Raw genomic sequence first — 19,836 nt, forward strand, 5'->3', positions numbered from 1 at the left:
GCGGTTCTGCGTAATTCTGTACACTAGAGCAATACGTAGAATGGAAGCGCTAACTAGCAAAGGGGATTACACTCATGAAAATTAGTAAAAAAGTTTGGTTCGACTCCATTGGGGTCGGTGGCTTTACCATCGTTTACAGTCTAATCATGACGGGCTTTTCACTGTGGATGGGCGCGGCAGCCTTCATCGCCGTTTCCTATTTCTTCGGTGCCGGTTTCCCTAAGGATAAAATTTGGAATATTATGTTGAGCTTCTGCCTGGGCCTCATTTGGGGTCTGATGGCGTTCTCACTGCTGCACGTTTCTTGGATCTCGGGACTGGTCGCTTCCTCAGTGATGTTTGGGATTCTGACCTTCCTGGCACTCTTCCTGCAGGGGACCATCCTGCCGTTCACGGAAGTCCCCGCCTGGCTGATCACTTGGGGGACGACCATGCTGATCATCTCCAACATCACCATCAAGAGCTGGCCAATGTTCTGCTTTGAACTGTTGGCATCCATGTTCATGGGAATCTTCGTGATTGGGTACGCGTCAGACTACTTTAACAAGATTATGTTCAAGTTCTTCCCGGAAAAGGAAGAGGATAAGAACGGTAAGCATCACGATGATACCGCGGATAAGAGTGAACCTGAGGACCAGATGGGTTAGCCTTTGATACCTGTTTCCGCAACGTAAGTGAATTAGCTTAAGCAAAGAAGGCCTGAGAACGTGTGTAACGTTCTCGGACCTTCTTTTGTTTGTGCTCAACACTCTAGGAGACGTCCAGCCGATGGACAACCCCGCTAATTGCGTGTCTCTGGGCGTCTATTTCGTTAGGCGGTTCGTTAGATAGTTGCCGTACTGAGCGCCTTAGATTGCCTCTCAGTACGAAAAAAGCCGCCACCAACCGGCGACGACTTTCACTAACACATATTCAGTTTAACCCACCAACCGGCGAACGCTACCGTTGAACCGGCTCTTCCAGTGGCTATCGTTTAAGCTAGAAATCCCGACACCACCAGTATCTGAGCTTGGTGAGTCGTGAAGAAAGACCTTGTTGCCCAAGTAAATGGCAACGTGACAGTTAGGCCCTTCAGCCTTGTCGTTGAAGAAGAAGATGTCCCCACGCTTCATGTCCTTTGGCTTAATCTTCCGGCCCATGTGAATCAGCGTGTAGGTCGTGCAACTGGACGTTGGTCCTAAGCGCACGCCTGACTTGGCGTAGATCCAGTGAATAAAGGATGAGCAGTCAAACCGACGAGCTGCGATGCTGGAGCTGGTCCGGCCGCCGCCCCACAGGTACTTGGACTGACCCACCAGTGCGGAACCCGTCTTGATGGCCTTTTCAACCTTCTTGATGTTCCCCTTGAGGGCCTTTTGGTCCATGGTCATGTACTTGGCGCGAATCCAGTAATTCTTGTCGCCAACGTTGATCCGGTAGTAGCCGGACTTGGATGGCGTGGTGTTCAATTCGACCCGCTTATCCACGTGGTACCAGTGGCCGACGAGGTTCTTGGTGCTGGTACTCCCAGTCACTTTGGCGCCCTTCAGTCCCTTAGGCTTATTGTAGAGCAAAATGTGTTTCTTGTTGACCTTCATGGTGTAATCCATTTTGTTGGAATAACGAACCCATTTGTAAAAGGCATCTTGGCGAATCCACCCCCGGTTAGTCTTGTAGAAGACCCCGTGACCGTTCTTAGCAATCCGGCTAACCTTGAAATGGTGCTTGTACTCGTATTTAGCCGAAGCGGATTTCTTCATCCCCGTCTTGTACATCTTCTTGTAGAAGCCGTATTTGGTGTGATACAACGTCTTGGTCTTGTTATAAACCTTGTTGTAAACGACTTTGTCCGCCGTGTTGCTGGCTTGGGCTGTAACTGGTTGGGCCGCAAATCCCGTGACCATCAAGCCGAGCGCGAAGAAGCCGCTCAATATGTACTTCACTTTATGCACTGTGAATCCCTCCTGAATGGTTAACTATTTAGTTATGAAACGATGAATACAGGGTAATCCTACTAAATATTCGGGTTTCGGGGTAATGCGGTTTACCTTGCAGAAATCAGGTGGGAATGCACGGGCAGACTGATTGGTAACGTCCATTTAGTTCCGGTAAACTCGAGTTAGCTCAGGTTGTATCGCCTCCAAGGTGATGAACGATTATGGGCGACCAACTTATATCAATTTAAAAAGCCGCCGACGGGTTCGCCAGCGACTCTAGGAGGATGATCTTATGCGGAAAATCACGAAATTAATGGCAGCCGGTTTAATCATTGCGACTGTTGAGGCAGGCATGCCTGGTATTTCAGCTCAGGCGGCTTATAAACCGATACCTAAATCACTTCGTGGAACCTGGAAGACTAAGGGCACTGCCACGTATCGCCGGCAATTACATGTTAAAAGCCATTTTATTTACGAAACGTTTTCCTATAAAATTAGTAACCAATGGCAAGGTCTTGACTTGGGAATCGCTAAAGCGCATCTGATTAAATCTAGTAAAAATACTTATTTAATCAAGGGCATCTCTACGAATTCTGGCAAAAACGGTGGTAATTTTAGTACTACCATTCACGTAAAAAAGAACGGAAAACACGTTTCGGTTAAGGGTATCGACGAAATAGGTACGGTTCATAAATATGTCTCATTCCATAAATAATCCTTACACAAACAAAAAATATATGGTAAGCTAGCGTCTCGTGGGAAATTTAAACGAGGAGCAACACAATGCCTAAAAATTTCAAAGAAGAATTACTTTTCACAGCCGTTATGGCGGGACTCATGGTCTTGGTCATGGCTGGCTACAACATCGCCTTAGCCGACGGATTTTCACACCACTTCATCCGTGAAGTCCTGACCGGCTACCCGCTGGCCCTTATCGTCGCCGCCATTTGCGACCTGGGGATTATCGGCCCCGGCGTCAAATATATCTTTTTCCACTTTATCGTTAACGATTACATGAAAAAGAAACAGATTCGTATCGCCCTCACCATCTCAGTGATGATGGTTGCCGGCATGGTCACCCTGATGTCTCTGTTCGGGATGGTCGTTACCCAAAACTTCGGTAGCAACTTCTTCCTCACTTACCTGCACACTTGGATTTTCAACCTGTTCATGGCCCTGCCATTGCAGCTGTTGATTGTTGGGCCAATCGCCCGCGCTATCCTGGGTGCCGTGCAGAAGCGGACTGCCCCAGCCGAAGTCTTAGAAACCAAATCAGTCGAAGATTAACTAACTAAACGTCGCCGCTACCAACAAGTAGTGGCGACGTTTTTCTTTTTTCGCGGTCCCACGCCAACGAAAAACTAAGCAGTGCCAACCGGAATTTTTTGCGGTTGGCACTGCTTTTAGTTTCCATATTAAGTATTCTGAATTCAGTGTTCCGCCCGCCGAACATCCCCGACGATATCGTCACCACTAAAGTCATGTTGGCGGTAGGCGGCGTCCGCAATCGGCAAGTGCTGGGCCAGCGTGCTAAAGGGCTGAACGGCCACCTCACCCGTGACACTTTCAAAGTCCAGTAAATGGCCGCCAAAGCTGTGGTCAGCCGCCAGGAAGTGCTTGTGAAACCCGGCAACCGCAATGCCATCGTAGAGTTGTGGCGCGTAGTAGCCAATCAATGTCCCCTCGACCTCACCGCGCGAGAAAATTTGTTGTTGCTGCGCGGCCTGGGCCAACGTTTGATACGGCGGCTCGGATTTAGCAACGGCTCGCGTTCGGATGGCGGTGAACAGTCCCGTAATTTTAACGGAGAAGAAGGCGTTGTCCAGCTGCGCCAGTGCGCGAATCTGCTGGTTGAGGTCGGCCTGACTGGCGCCCAGTACCGTCATCAATGGTTGGTAGTCGGCGTAGTGACTGTTGGCAAAGGGCAGCGTGAAGTCGCCCGCCACCTCATGGACTTCGCCTTGCGCGTTAACCTGGTATGGATGACCATCCAGAATAATCAGCTCGCCATCGAGACCTTCCCCAGTCCCAATACCCGTGTCGCCATGCCGCAAGAGCTCGGCCATGGTCAGAGTGCCGGCTAACAGTCCGGGCACCAGCAAAGCCAACGTGCCGTGTTGGTAAAGTGTCGTTGTATCTTTCATGAGTGTGCTTCCTTTCACAGTGCTTTGCCTCTACGATACCGCGCGTGGTGGGGATTGCAAGGGGCATGCCTAGCAAAAAAGCCCATTCGCGGTTAAACGAATAGGCTTAAAATCAGGTCATGTCAGATTTATTCTGGCGATGTTACTAGCGTTTCGCAACCTGTAACCGCGGCCAGGTTCGTTGCCACTGTTTGGCCGCCATTCGCTGCTGATAAATTGCGAGGTGCTCGGCATCCTGCTGGTAAAAGGGAATCGGGCGACACCGCAGATTGACCAGGTCGTCCACGCCATGGGGTGCAATCAGGTTGACCGCATCCCCGTCCAGGTAGGCGCCAACACAGGTGGGCACCTCAACGAAATGACCAATGGCATCGGCCACGGACGTGAACTCGGGCGTATCACTGAAATTATAATGGGCCATGTAGACTTCATTTTTCACCTGCCACTGATACTGCGGCGCCAGCTGGGTCAGGTGTTCGTAAATTTTCAAATCATCGCTGGCCGGCCGCTCAGGATCAAAGAAAACGACGTCAATGTCGCTAAGCAGCTGAAACGGTTGTCCACTCAACGATTGCCAGACCGTATTGCGAATACTCCCCGCTGCCAACGCCCCTTGCTTGAGGTGACAGTCGCGGATAAGCCGTAGAATCTGCATGAGTTCTAGGTTGGCGGTGATGATGGCTTGGACTTGGGATTCGGGTGTCATTGGTGGGACCTCCTGTGAGTGTTGTTTAACCCAGTATACCGCCAAAAAAGACGCTTGGGCCCAAGTCCAAACGTCTTTTTCTATTTCTCCTCGCCATGTTCTTCGCGATGCTTTTGAATGATCTGGCGAATCCAGCGCTGCGAGTATTCATATTTTTTGGTTAACTCAGCCAAGTTGTGACCGTCGTATTCCTCAACGATTTGTTCGGCGACCTTGTCGCGGTTGTAAAGGCGCATCGGAAATGAAATTTGCCGGCCCCGGTACATTTCATAGATCTTCTCGGTTAACTCTTCACCCACTAACTCATAGAGTTGGGCGTATGATTCCTGTAGTAAATCAACCCGCATTCCCATTGAGCATTCTCCTCATTATAATGTTTTTTGCCTTTATAGCGTACCAAAAGTGTACGGCCGAAAAAACTGTGTTTAGCTTTATACTACTAAGGTATTATTCCATATTTTATTCCATATTCAGTCCGCAAACAACTCCCCCTATCGCCCACCAGCCCCGTTTGCCCACTCAAATTACAAATAGCAAACTTTCTTCGCCCCTTCCCCCGCGAACCTGCTAAGCTAATGGCCAAGAAGTCATTGAAAATATGGGGGTGAGCGGATGTCATATGTTTACCTAGGCACCGCAATTATCGGGGAACTCATTGGGACCAATTTACTCAAGGCGGCGGCCGGCTTCACCCGTTTTTGGCCGTCGGTGGGCGCACTGATGGCATATGGCATCTGCTTTTTCTTCCTATCGTTAGCCATGAAAAGTATCGACCTGAACGTCGCCTACGCCATCTGGGCCGGCATCGGGATCGTCATCACCACCGTGCTTGCCGTCATCCTCTGGCGTGAGCCCATCAACTTCGCCAGCATTCTTGGCATTACCCTGGTTGTGGTTGGCGTCGTCGTGCTCAACCTTTATGGCCCCAGTCACTGAACTTGGCTAGGCGGTAACGCGCGCAAACTGCTCGACTATGGGCGGCAACCACCTGCACAAAATTGGTTTTGTCATAAGTATATTTATAAGGTGAATTAATGGCTATTCCGCTGTGGTCAAGCGTATACTGATTCTACGTTGTGTTTCTGACAGCGGCTCATGTCACGGGTACTGTCCCGTGGCCATTTACGGAATTGGAGGCTTCACTATGACAAAAACGGTCGTCATCTTAGGTGCAGGTTCAGGGTTCGGTTTCGCCATCGCGCAGGCGTTTGGGCAACAAGGTAAGCATGTGGTCTTGGCCGCGCGCCACGAGGACGCCCTCCAGCACATGACCGCTCAGCTACGTGCCGCCGACATCAGTGCCGACTGGCTTGTGGCCGACGCCACCAATTCACAATCGACCGCCGACCTCTTTCGGCAGGTCGTCCAACACTTTGGCGTCCCCGAGACCTTCGTTTACAACGTGGCCGACACCCAGTTGGACCGACCGCGGGACACACCCGCCACCCACATCGCCCAGGCCTTTGACGTTAACGTGCTTGGCGCGATTCGCACGACGCGACAGTTTTTGGATTTGGCCGATACCGATATTCCCCGCAACATTTTGATTACCGGGGGTGGCGCAGCCCTGAACCCGGTTAAGGCAACCACCACGCTGTCCCTGACCAAGGCCGCCCTGCGTAGCTACGCGTATTCCTTGGCCGACGAACTGGCCGACACCGCCGTTTACGTGGGCCTCATCACCATCCAGGGTATCTCCGGGACCAGTGACGCCATGCAACCGGCCAACGTGGCCCAGGCCTACCTTCAGGCCGTGGCCGACCGGAACCAGATTGAACTGCGCTATCCCGCGGGAGAACAAAATGAGTCTGAGTTTTCCGCACTTAAAGCGGTCATGAACGATCCCGACCGCCTCCAAACCTTTCTCCAGGAACATCCCGGCGTTAACGCCTTTCTGCAGCAGCATCCGGAATTTCTGGCAGACTAATTCACGTAATCGTTCGAGCAACTGTGGCTACCCTGCCGCAGTTGCTCGTTTTTCTTATCAAGTCCCGAATGTTCTAGGACTTGATAAGGTCACCGACCGAACCGCCCGCCCCTACGCGCCGACTGGGTTGCCAGCATCGCCACCGCTACCGAAATGGATTATTTGTGAAAATAATCACATTAACAATCAAAACGCGGTATAACAGAGTTGAGGGATAACCTCTACACCACAGAAAATTACCTAGCCAGTTAATTACCTACTGGGTCAGGTGCGAGTCATCACCTCGGCATCAATTTGGGGTCAAGTCAGTTTATCTTGACGATGTTGAAGGGAGTCTTATTGTTATGTCCAAGAGTTCAGTTGCTTTGAAACACTATCAAATGTATATCAACGGTGAGTTTAAGGATTCGTCATCCGGCAATCTGATCACCGTGTTAAACCCAGCCACTGGGGAGCCCATTTCCACGGTTCCGAGTGCAACTTTAGACGAATGCCGGGAAGCCATCGACGCCGCCTATGAAGCCCAAAAGTCCTGGAAGAAAGTGCCCGCCGCAACCCGGGGCCAGTACCTGCACGACGTCGCTACTGAGGTTCGTAAGGACTCTGCCCACCTGATTGCCATGCTCCAAGAGGAACAAGGCAAGGTCAAGGCGTTAGCCACCACGGAAATTATGTTCTCCGCCGACTACTTCGACTACATGGCCAGCGCATCACGGACCTACGAAGGCGAGATTCTGCAGTCCGACAACGCGAATGAAAATATCATGATTGCCAAGCAGCCTATCGGGGTGGCTGCCGGCATCTTGCCTTGGAACTTCCCATTCTTCCTGATTGCGCGGAAGATGGGGCCAGCCTTGGTTACCGGGAACACCATCGTCATGAAGCCAAGTACCGATACGCCTAACTTAGGCTTGGAATTTGCCAAGATCGTTGAAAAGGTTGGGATTCCTAAGGGTGTTGTCAACATCATCACCGGTCCCGGCTCGGTCATTGGCGACGAAATGTCCCGGAACAAGAAGGTTGGGATCATCAGTTTGACCGGGTCCGTGAACTCCGGGAAGCGTGTCATGGAGGCTGCTGCCACCCATATGGCTAAGGTTTCCTTGGAATTAGGTGGCAAGGCGCCCGCTATCGTCTGCAAGGACGCCGACATCGACCTCGCCGTGCAATCCATCATCGACTCTCGGGTCGACAACAACGGTCAGCTCTGCAACAACTGTGAACGGGTCTACGTGCAAGAGGACGTTGCGGCTGAATTTACCAAGAAATTGGCTGACAAGATGGCCGCCGTTACCGTGGGCGATCCCATGAAGAACGAAGACATCGGCATGGGTCCCCTGATCAACCAAGGCGCCCTCGACAAGGTTGCCGGCATGGTCGACCGGGCCGTTGAAGCCGGCGGCAAGCTGGAAACTGGTGGCCACAAGGTTAAAATCGCCAATGGCTTCTACTACGAACCAACCGTCATTACCAACGTCAAGCAGGACTCTGAAATCGTGCAAGACGAAATCTTTGGTCCCGTTCTGCCAGTCTTGACCTTTAAGACCTTGGACGACGCCATCGACATGGCCAACGACAGCGACTTTGGCCTGACCTCTTCCATCTTCACCGAAAACATTGAGAACGCCATGCGGGCAGCTAACGAGCTCGAAGACGGCGAAACCTATATCAACCGTTTCAACTTCGAAGCCATGAACGGCTCCCACTCCGGCTGGAAGGAATCCGGTATCGGCGGCGACGACGGGAAGCACGGGATTGAAGAATTCCTGAACACCCACGTCATCTACCTGCAGGGTCACCCAGAAAAGACGCAAGCTTAGATTAACCATGAAAGAAGATAATTCCCTTTCGAATTATCTTTTTTCTGTGATTGTGAATAAAGCGTTACCATTTTTCAAATCTGGGGTCAGTCCCCCTTCAGGACCGTGACCGCAGTCCTAGCAAGCAGTTGTTAGGCTTAGCCTAAAAGTAGCGTTTTCATGAAAGCGCTTGCTTTTTGGACTCATTGTGACATAATTATCAAGTGTAAATTACTTTTAAAACGAGGTGCCAATTATGAAGATTCAAGCTGCAGTTGTTGATAAGCAAAATGCTGATTTTGAAATTCGTGATGACGTTGAACTAGCTGACATGGGTGCGGACGATATCCAAGTCCACATGGTTGCCAGTGGAATCTGCCACTCCGACGAAGCTTTACGTACCGGGGTCGCCACCATTGACTACCCCATCGTCTTGGGCCACGAAGGTTCCGGGATCGTTGAAAAGGTTGGGCCAGAAGTTACCCAATTCAAGCCTGGCGACCACGTTGTCTTAAGTTTCTACGGTTGTGGGAACTGCAAGAGCTGTCTGGCGGGGATGCCAACGCAGTGTGAAAACTACGCCGCGAACAACCTGTCTGGGGTTCGTCCTGACGGGACCGCGCACTTCACCGAAAACGGCCACGATGTCGCTGACATGTTCGACCAAAGTTCCTTCACCTCGACCACGGTCGTTCGGGAACGGAACGCCGTTAAGGTCGACAAGGACCTTGACTTACGGAAGCTCGGACCGCTGGGTTGTGGCTACGTCACTGGTTCCGGGACTGTCCTCAACACCTTGAAGCCAAAGCCTGGCGACACCATCGCTGTCTTTGGGACTGGGGCCGTTGGGTTGGCTGCCATGATGGCCGGCCGCATCTCTGGTTGCACCAAAGTTATTGCCATTGACATCGTCGACTCTCGTTTGGACTTAGCCAAGGAACTCGGCGCCACCGACGTCATCAACAGCAAGAAGGTTGACGACGTGGTCAAGGCTGTTCAAGACTTGACTGGCGGCTTCGGTGTCAACTACGCGGTCGACACGACCGGTGTTTCCAGCGTCATCTCCAACTCCATCCAAGCCTTAGCACAAGGTGGGGTCTCCGCTGCCATCGCCGTTACCGACCAACACATCGACCTCGACACTTGGAACGACCTCTGTGTCAACGACAAGAGCGTCATCGGTGTTAACATGGGCGACTCCGTTCCACAGATCGACATCCCTCGTTTGATTGAATTCTACAAGCTGGGCATGTTCGACTTCGACAAGACTGAAAAGTTCTACAAGTTCAGTCAAATCAACGAAGCCAACGCTGATTCCGTTTCCGGGAAGACCATCAAGCCAGTTCTGGTCATTGATGACAGCTACGTTCCTGGTAAATAATCAGACTTAATTCTCGTTAATAAAACCGGGCTATCCTGTGAGGTAGTCCGGTTTTTATGTGCTCGCAATTGTTTACTCACATTTAAAAGTTTGTCCCCTTAATTAGTGGTAAGCTTAGTTTAAAGTCCATCCACGGGGAGCGCACATGATGTTGAAAAAATGGTTGAGTCTGTTAGGAATTTTTATCGTGATTGGGATTGTTGGCGGCGGTGCATTTAGTCAAACGGCCACTGAAAACCACCAGGGGAAACTACCCAAGAATTATGGAAAAGTGGTCGTGCAATATGTGTACGGGAAAAAGGGCCATCCCCCGAATGATTTGTGGAGTAGCCAGACCTTAACGGGACGAATTGGTACGCACTACCAGACCAAGGCCAAGGACCTCTTGAATCAGGAAGGCTATATGGTTCTCGCCGGCCACTCGAAGAACACCGCCGGAACGTTCAAGCGCCACGTGACCCACGTCACCTACACCTATTGGGACTATTCTGAAATCCAACACGAATTCAAGCACGGCGCCGACCTCATGCTAGACGTCACGGCCGACCACCGCATCGGATTGTTTGACCGGAACCTGCAGGATTGCGTGGAGGTCGTGATGGAACGGCCTAACTTTGCCAAACCGTACTATGACGTCACCTTTTCCACGCGCAACGATACGAATCACGGCTCTGGTCTGAAGTCCTACCGCTACCGTTTCGGGACCACCACTCGCTTCAAGGATCCGCGAAATGGCAACATCTACACCACCACCCTGACCCCCAAGGGTGGCATTACCTTCAAGGCTGTGGCGACCAAACATTCTACGATGAATGAATTGGTGGTTGTTAACGACCGGGGAAAATTGGTGACTGCTAAGATTAAGTAGCCGATTACAGTTGGCCGTGCTAAATAAATTCGGACATCAAAGGCGCCTGAGATTTTGTCTCAGGCGCCTTTCGTATGGATCATAATTATCGATTCTCCGGCCCGGCAATTTCCTGAAAAAGCCGCTGGCACTGCTCCGCCACCGTACTACTCTCATCAAAACAAACAGCTTCACTGCCCAGTAAGTCCCGCCCCAGCCACCACTGCGTTAGCTGTGCCCGATAAACGATCGGGCCTTGGTCTGGTTGCGTTTCACCGTTGTCGCAAAGGTCACGTCAAAATAACCGATTATGGCAGGCCCCCACGCCTGCTTGAGATCCCGCAGAAATTCGCCATACACCGAACGCTTCAGGATGCCTTCTAAAATAATCACGGCAAATCCCCGTGCCCGGCCCCAGGCAACCAACTCGGCCATGACCGCGATGGCTGGCGTCCCTACCGTATCCGGGGCGTGCAAAATTTTACGCCGGACCACATCTTGACTGATCAACAGGGCTGTCGGCCCCAGAACGCGCTGTAACTGCCGCGCCGTCGTCGTTTTGCCGGACCCAGAATTTCCACGCAACACCACCAGTTTGGTCACGCGTTCCACCCCCTTCAGCTCAGTTTTAGTCATTATACCACCGGCAACCTCAACGCTTTAATTTGAACATTCACCACTTTAACCGTTCAGGGGACTGGTAAAAATGATATCATCGTGATATCATTAAGCTATCATCAGGAGGGCGTTATCATGGCAAAAGAAGCTCAGAAGCGTTTTCTATTACGGCTAGATGAAAGCCTATTCAAACGGGTGGCAGACGCGGCGGACGCTGATGGTCGGAGCATCAACGCCTACATCGCGCAGGTCCTTTCGCGCGCGGCCCCAGCGGGGAACTGGGAACAGCGGCAGTTGATTGGCCGCGCCATTGCCGGGAAAGAACTGGACGTCAAATCCGGACTTGTTCTGGTCGCCGGCATTTACTATCGGTATCTGCTGGAGGCCCCGGAGAAGCCGGACAAGGACGCCAACTACACGGTCATCGAGAGTCACGGGAATATTTTAACGTTGAAAAAAATCTAGGGGGAATTGGACATGTTTGGGATTAGAATTGTTCGTCAAAATAATGAAGGATTAGTCGAGACGCTGGGAAAATACAAGCACACCGTCTTGCCCGGAATTCATTTTTACCTGCCGGGTATCCAGAAGATTCGCACCGTCAGTCTGGCAATGTCACCACTGGCTTTGCCTAACTATTCAGTTATCACCAAGGATAACGCCGACGTCTCGGCCAGCCTGACGCTGAACTATCACGTCACCAACGCCGTGAAATACCAGTACGAAAACACGGACTCCGTGGAATCCATGGCACAACTGGTGCGGGGCCACTTGCGGGATATCATTGGGCGGATGGACCTGAACCAAGCGCTAGGTTCCACGGCTAAGATCAACCAGGAACTAGCTACGGCCATCGGGGATTTGACCGACACCTATGGCATCAACGTTGATCGGACCAACATTGACGAATTAACGCCATCCAAGGCGATTCAATCCGCCATGGACAAGCAATTGACGGCCGACCGGGAACGAATCGCCGCTATCGCTAAGGCTGAAGGGGAAGCCAAGTCCATCGAATTGACCACCAAGGCCAAGAACGATGCCTTAATGGCCACCGCGACGGCCCAAGCCACCGCCACCCGGACCCGTGCCGACGCTGAAAAGTATCGGATTGACACGGTGAACTCCAGTCTGGGCTCAGCGACGAAGGAATTCTTCGAAAACCAATCGATTTCGGCTTTCAGTGACCTGGCTAACTCACCGGCTAACGTGGTCGTCGTTCCAAGTGATCACGTTGCCGACCTGGGGCAGATTCCCGCCATTGGCGCGGCTTTGAAGACCGGACTGGCAACACCGTCAGCTGCACCGGTTAAGAAATAGAACCTAAAAATCAGCTTTTCACGAAACGCAATACTGCGTTGGTGAGAGGCTGATTTTACGATTCTAGCATCCAAAACAATCCACAAACAATCTTTTAGATTACGCGTAGAATAAAGACAGAACTTCTACATAGAAAGGTTATGTAATCATGGTCACCCGCAAAGACATTTTCACCTATACAGAAGATAATTACGGCGTCACGCCTGAATACACCTTCAGCTCCTACCCGAAATATGCCATCCTCAAGAATCGTCAGGGTAAATGGTTCGGGTTAGTGATGAATGTGCCCAAGAAGAAACTCGGCCTAACAGGCAAGGAAGAGGTCGATGTGCTAGACGTCAAGGTCGACCCCGAGCTTGGCAGTATTCTCCGCAGCAAGCCGGGCTACCTCCCCGCCTACCACATGAACAAGGAACACTGGTTATCCATCGTACTGAATCAGGAAACGGATGCGGCTACTCTATTTCAGTTGCTGGATGGTAGTTATCAAGCTGTTATTAAAAATTAGTTATTAATAACAATTAACCATATTTTGATTATTAATTATTGCAAATCAAGTGTCCACACAAAACGTCACCCGAAATAAGTGGGGACAACCGGGACCCCAACCAATATGAGGCGTGAGGGCGAGAAAAACGGACTCAGCCGTGGGATTTATTAGTGCTTTCGGAAACGAACGCACGAATAAATGGCGATTTTGAGACGTGATTTTCGGCTCAAAACGAGGTCCAAGACCGCTCCTCAGGCTTGGGCCGCCCTCCCCTCGCGTTCCAGTCCGTTTTTCTCGCCCGGTAAGGCGCTGCAGCTCGCCAATTTAAAATTACCGGTTGACACCACTTTTTTCCAGGGGTACACTAGCCTCAATTCAATAAATCGTCCGAAACAAACCATTGAGGTGGAGATCAAGATTATCGTGCACGTAAAGAGAGCCGTCGTTGCTGAGAGTACGGCCGAACGCAGGTAGTTAAATGGACCACCGAGGGCTTCCCCGAACCATTTTGCAGTACGGGAAGACGTGCGACATACGTCAGTTGTCAGGGAAATGTTAGTTTCCTGTGAAGAGGGGCGCGGTCTCTTTTTCGGGACCCGTCTAATTAAGGTGGCACCGCGGTTAAAACCGTCCTTAACGCATTGGCTGTTGAGGACGGTTTTTTGTCTACACTTTTTCCGAGGGGGATTCACCTATGTTCAAACGATGGCAACGCTCATTATTCTTTCTAACCGACAAATTCAATTATTCTGGAGGAAAAAATTATGAGTTTAGCACAACACAAGAAAGCACTCGCCCTTTGCGGCGGCATTATTCTAATCGGCGCCGGCGTCTTCGCCGTGACCGGTCACTCGCAATCCACTAAGAAGGTCGCCCAACACCTGAACCTGTACGAAACGGCCACCATTTCCAGCCTCGACGTTGCCAAGATCACCGACAGTGTCTCCAGCAATACACTCAGCCAAGTTGGCGAAGGCCTGTACCGTCTGAACGCCGACAGCGAGGCGCAAAATGCCCTGGCAACCAAGACGACCGTCAGTGATAGCGGCCACCATTACACCATTAACTTACGGCACAACGCCAAGTGGAGCAACGGCGACCCGGTCACGGCCCAGGACTTCGTTTACTCCTGGAAGCGGACGCTAGATCCCAAGTCTAAGTCAGAGTTCACCTATCAATTTGCGAATATCAAAAACGCCAGTGCCATTGCGGCTGGGAAGAAATCCCCCGCAACGTTGGGCGTTAAGGCCGTGGGTCCCTACCAACTGAAGATCACCCTCAGCCGGCCGGCATCCTACTTCAAGCAGATGCTGGCTAGCACCACCTACTATCCCCTGAACCAAAAGGCCGTCCAGAAATACGGGAAGAAATACGGTTCATCCGCGGCCACGACCGTTTACAACGGGCCCTTCGTCCTGAAGAACTGGAACGGGACCAGTGACAGCTGGAACTTAAAGAAGAATCCAACCTACGTCGCTGCCAAGACCGTCAAGCTCAGCAGTATTAAATACCAGGTCATTAAGACCAGCTCGACGGCCTACAACCTGTACCAGTCCAAGCGACTGGACGCGGTCACCCTCGACGGTGAACAAACCACGCAAAACAAACACAATCCGGACCTGAAGTCATTGGCCGCTGGCCGTATCGGCTTCATCCAATACAATGAACAGAACAAGATTGCCGCCAACCAGGACCTGCGGCGCGCCATCTCCCTGGCCATCAACCGCCAACAACTCGCGGACAAGGTCTTGAAGAACGGCTCACAACCAGCCAAAACGTTTGCCATTCACCACATGATGACCAACGCCAAGACGGGGAAGGACTTTACCACCGACGCCTACGTGAAGAACACCGCCGATGACAACCCAACCCTGGCCAAACAGCTTTACCAAAAAGCGCTGAAACAGTTGGGCAAGAAGCAGTTGACCGTCACGATTACCTGCGGCGATGATGATACCACCAAGAACGTCGCCGAATTTATCCAGAGCACCGTCAGCAGCACGCTGGGTCTCAAGGTCAACGTGTCCGCAATGCCATTTCCATCCATGCTAAGCAACGTTTCCAAGGGGAACTTCGAGCTCAACCTGACCGGCTGGAGCATGGACAACGCCGACCCGATTCAATCCCTGCAGATTCTATCCTCGACGAACAACTCCAACATGGGCCACTACAGCAACAAGACCTATGATCAGGCGCTGACCAAGTCCGAAGGTGTCGATGCGCTAAAGCCGACTGCTCGGTACCAGGACCTGTTAACGGCGGCCCGGACCGCCCTGCGCGACCAAGCCGTGACCCCACTTTACGAAGCGCGGACCAACACGCTGGTCAACCCCAAAATCAAGGGGGTCGTTTATAACAAGTTCAACGGAAGTCCCGATTACCAACACGCCTACGTCACTGATTAACCATTTGAAATTGCTAGGGTATTACCATTGCAGTGCCGGCCAAATACGGTATAATTGAGCTAGTAACTACAATTACACGTTTTCATAACTCAGGTGGGGCCAGGGGATTTTCACGACGGTTTCACCCAGCTAAGTGAAACGTCACAGAAAGGTTCCGGAATCTATGGAAAGTCAACCCTTACGTCACGATCACTACCCGGCCTCGCAAGAAGAGTACGAAGCTGAGTTAACCGAAACGGAAAACGAATACGCTGCGCAACTCAAACAAGTCGAGGACAAGGTCCAAGGCCAAGCCGCTCGTTACCTGTTATTTGGGGCTATCTCTGTTGTCATCAACATCACGTTGTTCTACCTGTTCTACCACACGATGGGCATTGGCTATCAATTAGCCAACTTCATCGACTGGCTGATCAGTGTCCAATGTTCCTTCTGGTTAGACCGGACATTTGTCTTCAAACACAAGTCCGATAAGCCAATGCGGGAAATGGGCACGTTCTACATGACCCGAATCGCCACGTTCCTGTTGGAAACCGTCATCCTGTTCATGGGGATCTCTTGGTTGAACGCCAACGGGACTATGACCAAGGTCATCGGCCACGCGATTGCTTTGGTTTTGAACTTCTTCCTATCTAAGAAGCTTGTGTTCAAGAACCAACCCGCTCCGGCTGATTAAATTTATGCTTATACGCAAAGGTGGTTCATTCCGGTTTATCTGGAATGAACCACCTTTTTTCATGGTCTACCTGTTCTAAATTAACTAGGTTTACATATTCTCCCGTTAAAGAACCCATTCACGCCAGACTAAGCGTACAATGGACTTAATTCTACAACACTGAGGAGCCCACCATCATGCTAGTCTTCACCTTAACTGCCATTGGTATCTTCTTGGTTACCGACACCGACGACCTGGTCGTCCTGCTCCTACTGTGGTTGGCAGCGGAGACACCGCGTCAACGACACCACATTATTCTTGGCCAATATTTGGGGATTCTCACCCTGATTCTGGTCGCCTGGCTAGCTAGCCGGGGCGTCTTACACTACAACCTAGCCGAATGGACGCACTGGTTGGGGGTCGTTCCCCTGACTTTAGGGATTACCGGTCTGTGGCGCTGGTGGCACGCCCGTCACACAACTGGCTTACCACCAGCCCTAACCCGGGTGGTCAGCCTACCACTGGTCTGGTCGCTGACTATCGGCAACGGTGGCGACAACCTTAGCATCTACATCCCCTACTTTACGCGGCTCAACCATCCTGAATTCGGTGGCGTCCTAGTCATTTTCCTAACGCTGATTGGTCTCTGGCTGATTGTGAGTCACCGGGTCGCCCAGTCGCCCGCTGCTAGTCACTTCTTCGCGCGATTCGGCGCCTGGCTGTCACCACTCCTGTTCATTTGCGTGGGCCTCGCCATTTTGCTTTAGCTGTTTCACATGGAACATTTTTGCGGTTACGTCCCACCATCTCGGCGAATTACGTTATAATTGAGGGACTAAATGCGTTTTTATGGGAGGAAAACATGGACGACGAAGGTGCACCACTCTTCACATTAGGTATCGGTCCGGACGGCGAGCCCTGGGTCAAGGCCGCTGTGGCAACGCAGACTATCAAAGACCCCGCTGCCTACAGCACGGCGCTCGGACTCCTGATCAACGAGATGCGCGACAAGCTCAACCTGACCGATGACAAGGCCTTCCATGCATTCATGGCACTGGCCCTTAAACAGACACCGGAGAGCCCAGCTCCTCGAAAAAAACCAGCGACCACCCACGTGACCCTCTCCGGTAAAAACCTGCGGACGGGCCAGCGTGAAACGCATGATATTGCGTTCGCCGATTTGGTCGACGTAGCTGGCAACGAGGACGTTGTTTACCTGACGCTTAAGAACACCATGATGGGCATTATCATGAACGACGCCTATCAGGCCACCAAGCTGGCCATGGGCAAGCGCGACTTCAAGTATTTTCTCGATGAGGCCAACCTGACCTTTGCCCTCTATGCTTATCCCGCCGACATCAAGGCGCTCCACAGTATCTTTGCCTACGCCCGGCACCATCAGTTATTTACCAAGCTCGCTACCGATGAGTACGCGGCAGAAGACGTGCCGGATACACCAGCTGAATTCGATAATTTCATGCAATCAGTCTTCGATGACATGTCGGCCGACGACCCGGACGACGGCGGTGCGGGGGATAATGTGGTCCCGTTTCGACCGAAAGATTAATTTTAAAATAACTAAAAGAATCCCTACTTAACGGCAATCAATCGTCGTTAAGTAGGGATTTTAATTTGCCCACCAGTCGCCAAATTCAGCCGCAAAGGGCACCATCAGTTTGTCCAACAGCTCATGATTCAACGTAACTTGCCACCAGTCCGCTGGTACCGGTTGGTCCGGGTGCGCGACTGACATGAGCGAGCCCGCCACCGTCGCAATCGTATCCACGTCCCCACCCAGATTGACCGCAGCCAACAGCCCGGTCCGCAAATCCTGGTAATTCAAGGCCACCCAGACCGCTGCCTCTAGGGTATCCACCACGTAACCCGATGTTTTGATCGCGGAAACCGGTAGCTGGCCAAAGCCGCTCGCAAACAATCGCTGGTAGGCCGCCAGTTCCTGTGCCATTACCGGTTCGGCAGCAAACACCGTCAGCACTCGTGCCTGCACTGTCTTTAGTGCGGTTGGTAACGTGTGTCCTTGCAATAGTTCGTGAAGGATTTCCAAATAGATGACGCTGCCAACGACTGCTCGCGGATGGCCGTGCGTGACGGTGGTCATGGCAATTGACTGACGAATACGCGCATCGATTGGTTGTCTCACAAGCGTAAATGCCAACGGGGCGATCCGCATCAACGCCCCATTACCATTGGCGTTTTCTGATGCATCCCCACACTGAACTGCAGGCACGTGATTAATGGCATGTTGGCGAACGGCATGGGCACAGGTACGGCCCACATCAAAAGTCATCCCCCGCGGGGTCCATTCACCAAACATCATGTAACGTTCAAACTTGTTTAGCAGGTCATCAGCAGTCCCCTGTTCCAAAATATTTTGAATTAAGCACAGGGTCATCGACGTATCATCGGACCAACTCCCCATCGGTTGCGACCAGGTCCCTTCACCGGTCATGCCCAGTAAATGATACTGACCACGCTTTTTCATTTCTGCCGGGACCCCTAAAGCATCGGCAACGGCCGCAACCCGCAGACTATTTAAAATTTCTGTTTTTTTCATGGGCTCCTCCCTTTTAGGCGAACTGTTCTTCCTCTAATCTACACCTTACAAAGGGTAAACAAAAACGGCCCCTAGTCTCAGGACCGTTCACTAAATTCTAAATCACCATCAGAACAACTTGATACAACAAGTAGGCCCCGTAAAGCATCACGACGACCCCGGAAATAATGTTGACCCACATCAGGAAACGTTGTGGTAGGCGTTCCTTCAGGAGTCCCAAAATCAGTGTGATACCGAAGAACCAGATGGCCGTGGCTGAAACCACGCCCGAGATGAATGGCGTGACTTGCGTGTTGCTCAACGACCCACGCATCGCCCCGAACATCAGACTGGTATCGATAATGGCTTGCGGATTGGCCCAGGTCACGACCCACGCGTTGATCAAGGACTTTTTCATCGGCAACGGTGTATTGGAGCTCTCTAACTTAAAGCTCGCTGCCGACCGCAAGATGCCAAACCCAATCCAGATGACCAGTAATCCACCCAGAAACATGATAATCAGCTTAAACATTTCGTGGGCACTGATGATCGCACCCATGCCGAAGAAACCGGCCAGAGTCAGTGCCGTATCGGCAAACCAGACCATTAACGTGACGGGCCAGGCCCGCTTTAGTGGCTGGTTGATGGCATTGTTAAAGACGAATAAATTTTGCATCCCGATGGAGGATACCAAGGCCAGACTCAACAGGAGGCCGCGTAAATAGATTGCTGACATATGAACCCACTTTCCCTCTAGGCCCTATGCCGCTAGTTGCCCCGAGATTTTTCCAGTATTCGACAAGCATAACAAACCTTCTGTGAAAATTAAAGAAAAACTAGAATTATCTGAGGGTTAAATAGTTGTTGACCATGCCTTCGGACCAATCCCGGCAATTATGTTATCTTTCACAATTTTCTTCCCAATTATCACGACTTCTAGTTTCCCAGTGAATTCAACTGACAGCAGCCAATTTAACCGTTTTTGCTTGATTTTAATCGTTTTCTAATCTAAAATTCATTTAAGCGTTCCGTTAGCCGCTTCTTTCTAGCCGCCAGCGGAACCATCTAAACCGAGAA

General features: G+C 51.4%; 22 protein-coding genes. 15 read left to right on the forward strand and 7 right to left on the reverse strand.

Annotation, left to right across the window (positions count from 1 at the left end):
- The first annotated feature begins 74 nt into the window (after positions 1–74).
- The gene (locus JUF22_RS01810; RefSeq protein ID WP_203642716.1) at positions 75–647 is read left to right on the forward strand and encodes a DUF1097 domain-containing protein; all 573 of its coding nucleotides are present in this window, start codon (positions 75–77) and stop codon (positions 645–647) included.
- A gap of 270 nt (positions 648–917) precedes the next feature.
- Here the strand turns inward: JUF22_RS01810 and JUF22_RS01815 are convergent, their stop codons facing one another.
- On the reverse strand, positions 918–1,931 hold the full coding sequence (locus tag JUF22_RS01815) for a C40 family peptidase (RefSeq protein WP_203642717.1): 1,014 nt from the start codon (positions 1,929–1,931) through the stop codon (positions 918–920).
- A gap of 277 nt (positions 1,932–2,208) precedes the next feature.
- On the opposite strand from JUF22_RS01815, the gene JUF22_RS01820 reads away from it, so the two are divergent.
- Positions 2,209–2,631, forward strand: a complete 423-nt coding sequence (locus JUF22_RS01820; RefSeq protein ID WP_203642718.1) for a hypothetical protein — start codon at positions 2,209–2,211, stop codon at positions 2,629–2,631.
- 68 nt (positions 2,632–2,699) lie between these two features.
- Positions 2,700–3,203 carry a DUF2798 domain-containing protein gene (locus JUF22_RS01825; protein ID WP_203642719.1) on the forward strand — a complete coding sequence of 168 codons (504 nt, stop codon included), beginning with the start codon at positions 2,700–2,702 and terminating at the stop codon, positions 3,201–3,203.
- 143 nt (positions 3,204–3,346) lie between these two features.
- On the opposite strand, the gene budA is transcribed toward JUF22_RS01825, so the two are convergent.
- The 3 genes from budA to JUF22_RS01840 form a co-directional block, all read right to left on the reverse strand.
- Positions 3,347–4,060, reverse strand: coding sequence for an acetolactate decarboxylase (budA, locus tag JUF22_RS01830; protein WP_203642720.1), 714 nt, complete (start codon positions 4,058–4,060; stop codon positions 3,347–3,349).
- A gap of 145 nt (positions 4,061–4,205) precedes the next feature.
- Entirely contained in the window at positions 4,206–4,766 is a 561-nt protein-coding gene (locus tag JUF22_RS01835) for a nucleotidyltransferase family protein (RefSeq protein WP_203642722.1), read from the reverse strand.
- A gap of 80 nt (positions 4,767–4,846) precedes the next feature.
- A complete protein-coding gene (locus JUF22_RS01840; RefSeq protein ID WP_203638431.1) occupies positions 4,847–5,119 on the reverse strand; it encodes a Mor transcription activator family protein in 273 nt (90 codons plus the stop codon).
- A gap of 259 nt (positions 5,120–5,378) precedes the next feature.
- On the opposite strand from JUF22_RS01840, the gene JUF22_RS01845 reads away from it, so the two are divergent.
- The 5 genes from JUF22_RS01845 to JUF22_RS01865 all read left to right on the forward strand — a co-directional run bounded on the left by JUF22_RS01845 (position 5,379) and on the right by JUF22_RS01865 (position 10,741).
- Positions 5,379–5,702, forward strand: coding sequence for a DMT family transporter (locus JUF22_RS01845; protein ID WP_203642724.1), 324 nt, complete (start codon positions 5,379–5,381; stop codon positions 5,700–5,702).
- A gap of 208 nt (positions 5,703–5,910) precedes the next feature.
- Complete coding sequence (locus tag JUF22_RS01850; RefSeq protein WP_203642726.1) at positions 5,911–6,693, forward strand: SDR family NAD(P)-dependent oxidoreductase; 783 nt, start codon at positions 5,911–5,913, stop codon at positions 6,691–6,693.
- A 344-nt stretch (positions 6,694–7,037) separates the two neighbouring features.
- On the forward strand, positions 7,038–8,513 hold the full coding sequence (aldA, locus tag JUF22_RS01855) for an aldehyde dehydrogenase (protein WP_203642727.1): 1,476 nt from the start codon (positions 7,038–7,040) through the stop codon (positions 8,511–8,513).
- Between the two features lie 235 nt (positions 8,514–8,748).
- Entirely contained in the window at positions 8,749–9,873 is a 1,125-nt protein-coding gene (locus tag JUF22_RS01860) for an NAD(P)-dependent alcohol dehydrogenase (RefSeq protein WP_203638443.1), read from the forward strand.
- 148 nt (positions 9,874–10,021) lie between these two features.
- The gene (locus JUF22_RS01865; protein ID WP_203642730.1) at positions 10,022–10,741 is read left to right on the forward strand and encodes a MucBP domain-containing protein; all 720 of its coding nucleotides are present in this window, start codon (positions 10,022–10,024) and stop codon (positions 10,739–10,741) included.
- 207 nt (positions 10,742–10,948) lie between these two features.
- Here the strand turns inward: JUF22_RS01865 and JUF22_RS01870 are convergent, their stop codons facing one another.
- Positions 10,949–11,356 (reverse strand): AAA family ATPase, encoded by a 408-nt coding sequence (locus JUF22_RS01870; protein ID WP_203642732.1) that lies wholly within the window; start codon positions 11,354–11,356, stop codon positions 10,949–10,951.
- 117 nt (positions 11,357–11,473) lie between these two features.
- On the opposite strand from JUF22_RS01870, the gene JUF22_RS01875 reads away from it, so the two are divergent.
- The 7 genes from JUF22_RS01875 (at position 11,474) to JUF22_RS01905 (ending at position 17,772) form a co-directional block, all read left to right on the forward strand.
- Positions 11,474–11,803, forward strand: a complete 330-nt coding sequence (locus tag JUF22_RS01875; RefSeq protein ID WP_203642734.1) for a toxin-antitoxin system HicB family antitoxin — start codon at positions 11,474–11,476, stop codon at positions 11,801–11,803.
- Positions 11,804–11,815: 12 nt separating this feature from the next.
- The gene (locus tag JUF22_RS01880) at positions 11,816–12,658 is read left to right on the forward strand and encodes an SPFH domain-containing protein (RefSeq protein ID WP_203642736.1); all 843 of its coding nucleotides are present in this window, start codon (positions 11,816–11,818) and stop codon (positions 12,656–12,658) included.
- A 148-nt stretch (positions 12,659–12,806) separates the two neighbouring features.
- Positions 12,807–13,166 carry an MmcQ/YjbR family DNA-binding protein gene (locus tag JUF22_RS01885; RefSeq protein WP_203642738.1) on the forward strand — a complete coding sequence of 120 codons (360 nt, stop codon included), beginning with the start codon at positions 12,807–12,809 and terminating at the stop codon, positions 13,164–13,166.
- 746 nt (positions 13,167–13,912) lie between these two features.
- Positions 13,913–15,553 (forward strand): peptide ABC transporter substrate-binding protein, encoded by a 1,641-nt coding sequence (locus JUF22_RS01890; RefSeq protein WP_203642740.1) that lies wholly within the window; start codon positions 13,913–13,915, stop codon positions 15,551–15,553.
- Between the two features lie 163 nt (positions 15,554–15,716).
- Positions 15,717–16,226 carry a GtrA family protein gene (locus JUF22_RS01895; protein WP_203638453.1) on the forward strand — a complete coding sequence of 170 codons (510 nt, stop codon included), beginning with the start codon at positions 15,717–15,719 and terminating at the stop codon, positions 16,224–16,226.
- Between the two features lie 176 nt (positions 16,227–16,402).
- Positions 16,403–16,972 carry a cadmium resistance transporter gene (locus tag JUF22_RS01900; protein WP_203642741.1) on the forward strand — a complete coding sequence of 190 codons (570 nt, stop codon included), beginning with the start codon at positions 16,403–16,405 and terminating at the stop codon, positions 16,970–16,972.
- A gap of 95 nt (positions 16,973–17,067) precedes the next feature.
- Positions 17,068–17,772 (forward strand): hypothetical protein, encoded by a 705-nt coding sequence (locus tag JUF22_RS01905; RefSeq protein ID WP_203642742.1) that lies wholly within the window; start codon positions 17,068–17,070, stop codon positions 17,770–17,772.
- Between the two features lie 60 nt (positions 17,773–17,832).
- Here JUF22_RS01905 and JUF22_RS01910 read toward each other — a convergent pair whose 3' ends face one another.
- Positions 17,833–18,780: an ADP-ribosylglycohydrolase family protein gene (locus JUF22_RS01910; RefSeq protein ID WP_203642746.1), complete on the reverse strand. Its 948-nt coding sequence runs from the start codon at positions 18,778–18,780 to the stop codon at positions 17,833–17,835.
- Between the two features lie 97 nt (positions 18,781–18,877).
- Positions 18,878–19,495 carry a LysE/ArgO family amino acid transporter gene (locus tag JUF22_RS01915; protein WP_203642748.1) on the reverse strand — a complete coding sequence of 206 codons (618 nt, stop codon included), beginning with the start codon at positions 19,493–19,495 and terminating at the stop codon, positions 18,878–18,880.
- Positions 19,496–19,836 lie beyond the last annotated feature (341 nt).

The sequence above is a fragment of the Levilactobacillus lanxiensis genome, assembly GCF_016861655.1.
Lineage (GTDB): Bacteria > Bacillota > Bacilli > Lactobacillales > Lactobacillaceae > Levilactobacillus > Levilactobacillus lanxiensis.

Excerpts from the sequence above, each read along its gene's own strand:
- JUF22_RS01810 (WP_203642716.1), top strand. The coding sequence starts at position 75 with ATGAAAATTAGTAAAAAAGTTTGGTTCGACTCCATTGGGGTCGGTGGC.
- JUF22_RS01820 (WP_203642718.1), top strand. The coding sequence starts at position 2,209 with ATGCGGAAAATCACGAAATTAATGGCAGCCGGTTTAATCATTGCGACT.
- JUF22_RS01825 (WP_203642719.1), top strand. The coding sequence starts at position 2,700 with ATGCCTAAAAATTTCAAAGAAGAATTACTTTTCACAGCCGTTATGGCG.
- budA (WP_203642720.1), bottom strand. The coding sequence starts at position 4,060 with ATGAAAGATACAACGACACTTTACCAACACGGCACGTTGGCTTTGCTG.
- JUF22_RS01835 (WP_203642722.1), bottom strand. The coding sequence starts at position 4,766 with ATGACACCCGAATCCCAAGTCCAAGCCATCATCACCGCCAACCTAGAA.
- JUF22_RS01840 (WP_203638431.1), bottom strand. The coding sequence starts at position 5,119 with ATGGGAATGCGGGTTGATTTACTACAGGAATCATACGCCCAACTCTAT.
- JUF22_RS01845 (WP_203642724.1), top strand. The coding sequence starts at position 5,379 with ATGTCATATGTTTACCTAGGCACCGCAATTATCGGGGAACTCATTGGG.
- JUF22_RS01850 (WP_203642726.1), top strand. The coding sequence starts at position 5,911 with ATGACAAAAACGGTCGTCATCTTAGGTGCAGGTTCAGGGTTCGGTTTC.
- aldA (WP_203642727.1), top strand. The coding sequence starts at position 7,038 with ATGTCCAAGAGTTCAGTTGCTTTGAAACACTATCAAATGTATATCAAC.
- JUF22_RS01860 (WP_203638443.1), top strand. The coding sequence starts at position 8,749 with ATGAAGATTCAAGCTGCAGTTGTTGATAAGCAAAATGCTGATTTTGAA.
- JUF22_RS01865 (WP_203642730.1), top strand. The coding sequence starts at position 10,022 with ATGTTGAAAAAATGGTTGAGTCTGTTAGGAATTTTTATCGTGATTGGG.
- JUF22_RS01870 (WP_203642732.1), bottom strand. The coding sequence starts at position 11,356 with ATGACTAAAACTGAGCTGAAGGGGGTGGAACGCGTGACCAAACTGGTG.
- JUF22_RS01875 (WP_203642734.1), top strand. The coding sequence starts at position 11,474 with ATGGCAAAAGAAGCTCAGAAGCGTTTTCTATTACGGCTAGATGAAAGC.
- JUF22_RS01880 (WP_203642736.1), top strand. The coding sequence starts at position 11,816 with ATGTTTGGGATTAGAATTGTTCGTCAAAATAATGAAGGATTAGTCGAG.
- JUF22_RS01885 (WP_203642738.1), top strand. The coding sequence starts at position 12,807 with ATGGTCACCCGCAAAGACATTTTCACCTATACAGAAGATAATTACGGC.
- JUF22_RS01890 (WP_203642740.1), top strand. The coding sequence starts at position 13,913 with ATGAGTTTAGCACAACACAAGAAAGCACTCGCCCTTTGCGGCGGCATT.
- JUF22_RS01895 (WP_203638453.1), top strand. The coding sequence starts at position 15,717 with ATGGAAAGTCAACCCTTACGTCACGATCACTACCCGGCCTCGCAAGAA.
- JUF22_RS01900 (WP_203642741.1), top strand. The coding sequence starts at position 16,403 with ATGCTAGTCTTCACCTTAACTGCCATTGGTATCTTCTTGGTTACCGAC.
- JUF22_RS01905 (WP_203642742.1), top strand. The coding sequence starts at position 17,068 with ATGGACGACGAAGGTGCACCACTCTTCACATTAGGTATCGGTCCGGAC.
- JUF22_RS01910 (WP_203642746.1), bottom strand. The coding sequence starts at position 18,780 with ATGAAAAAAACAGAAATTTTAAATAGTCTGCGGGTTGCGGCCGTTGCC.
- JUF22_RS01915 (WP_203642748.1), bottom strand. The coding sequence starts at position 19,495 with ATGTCAGCAATCTATTTACGCGGCCTCCTGTTGAGTCTGGCCTTGGTA.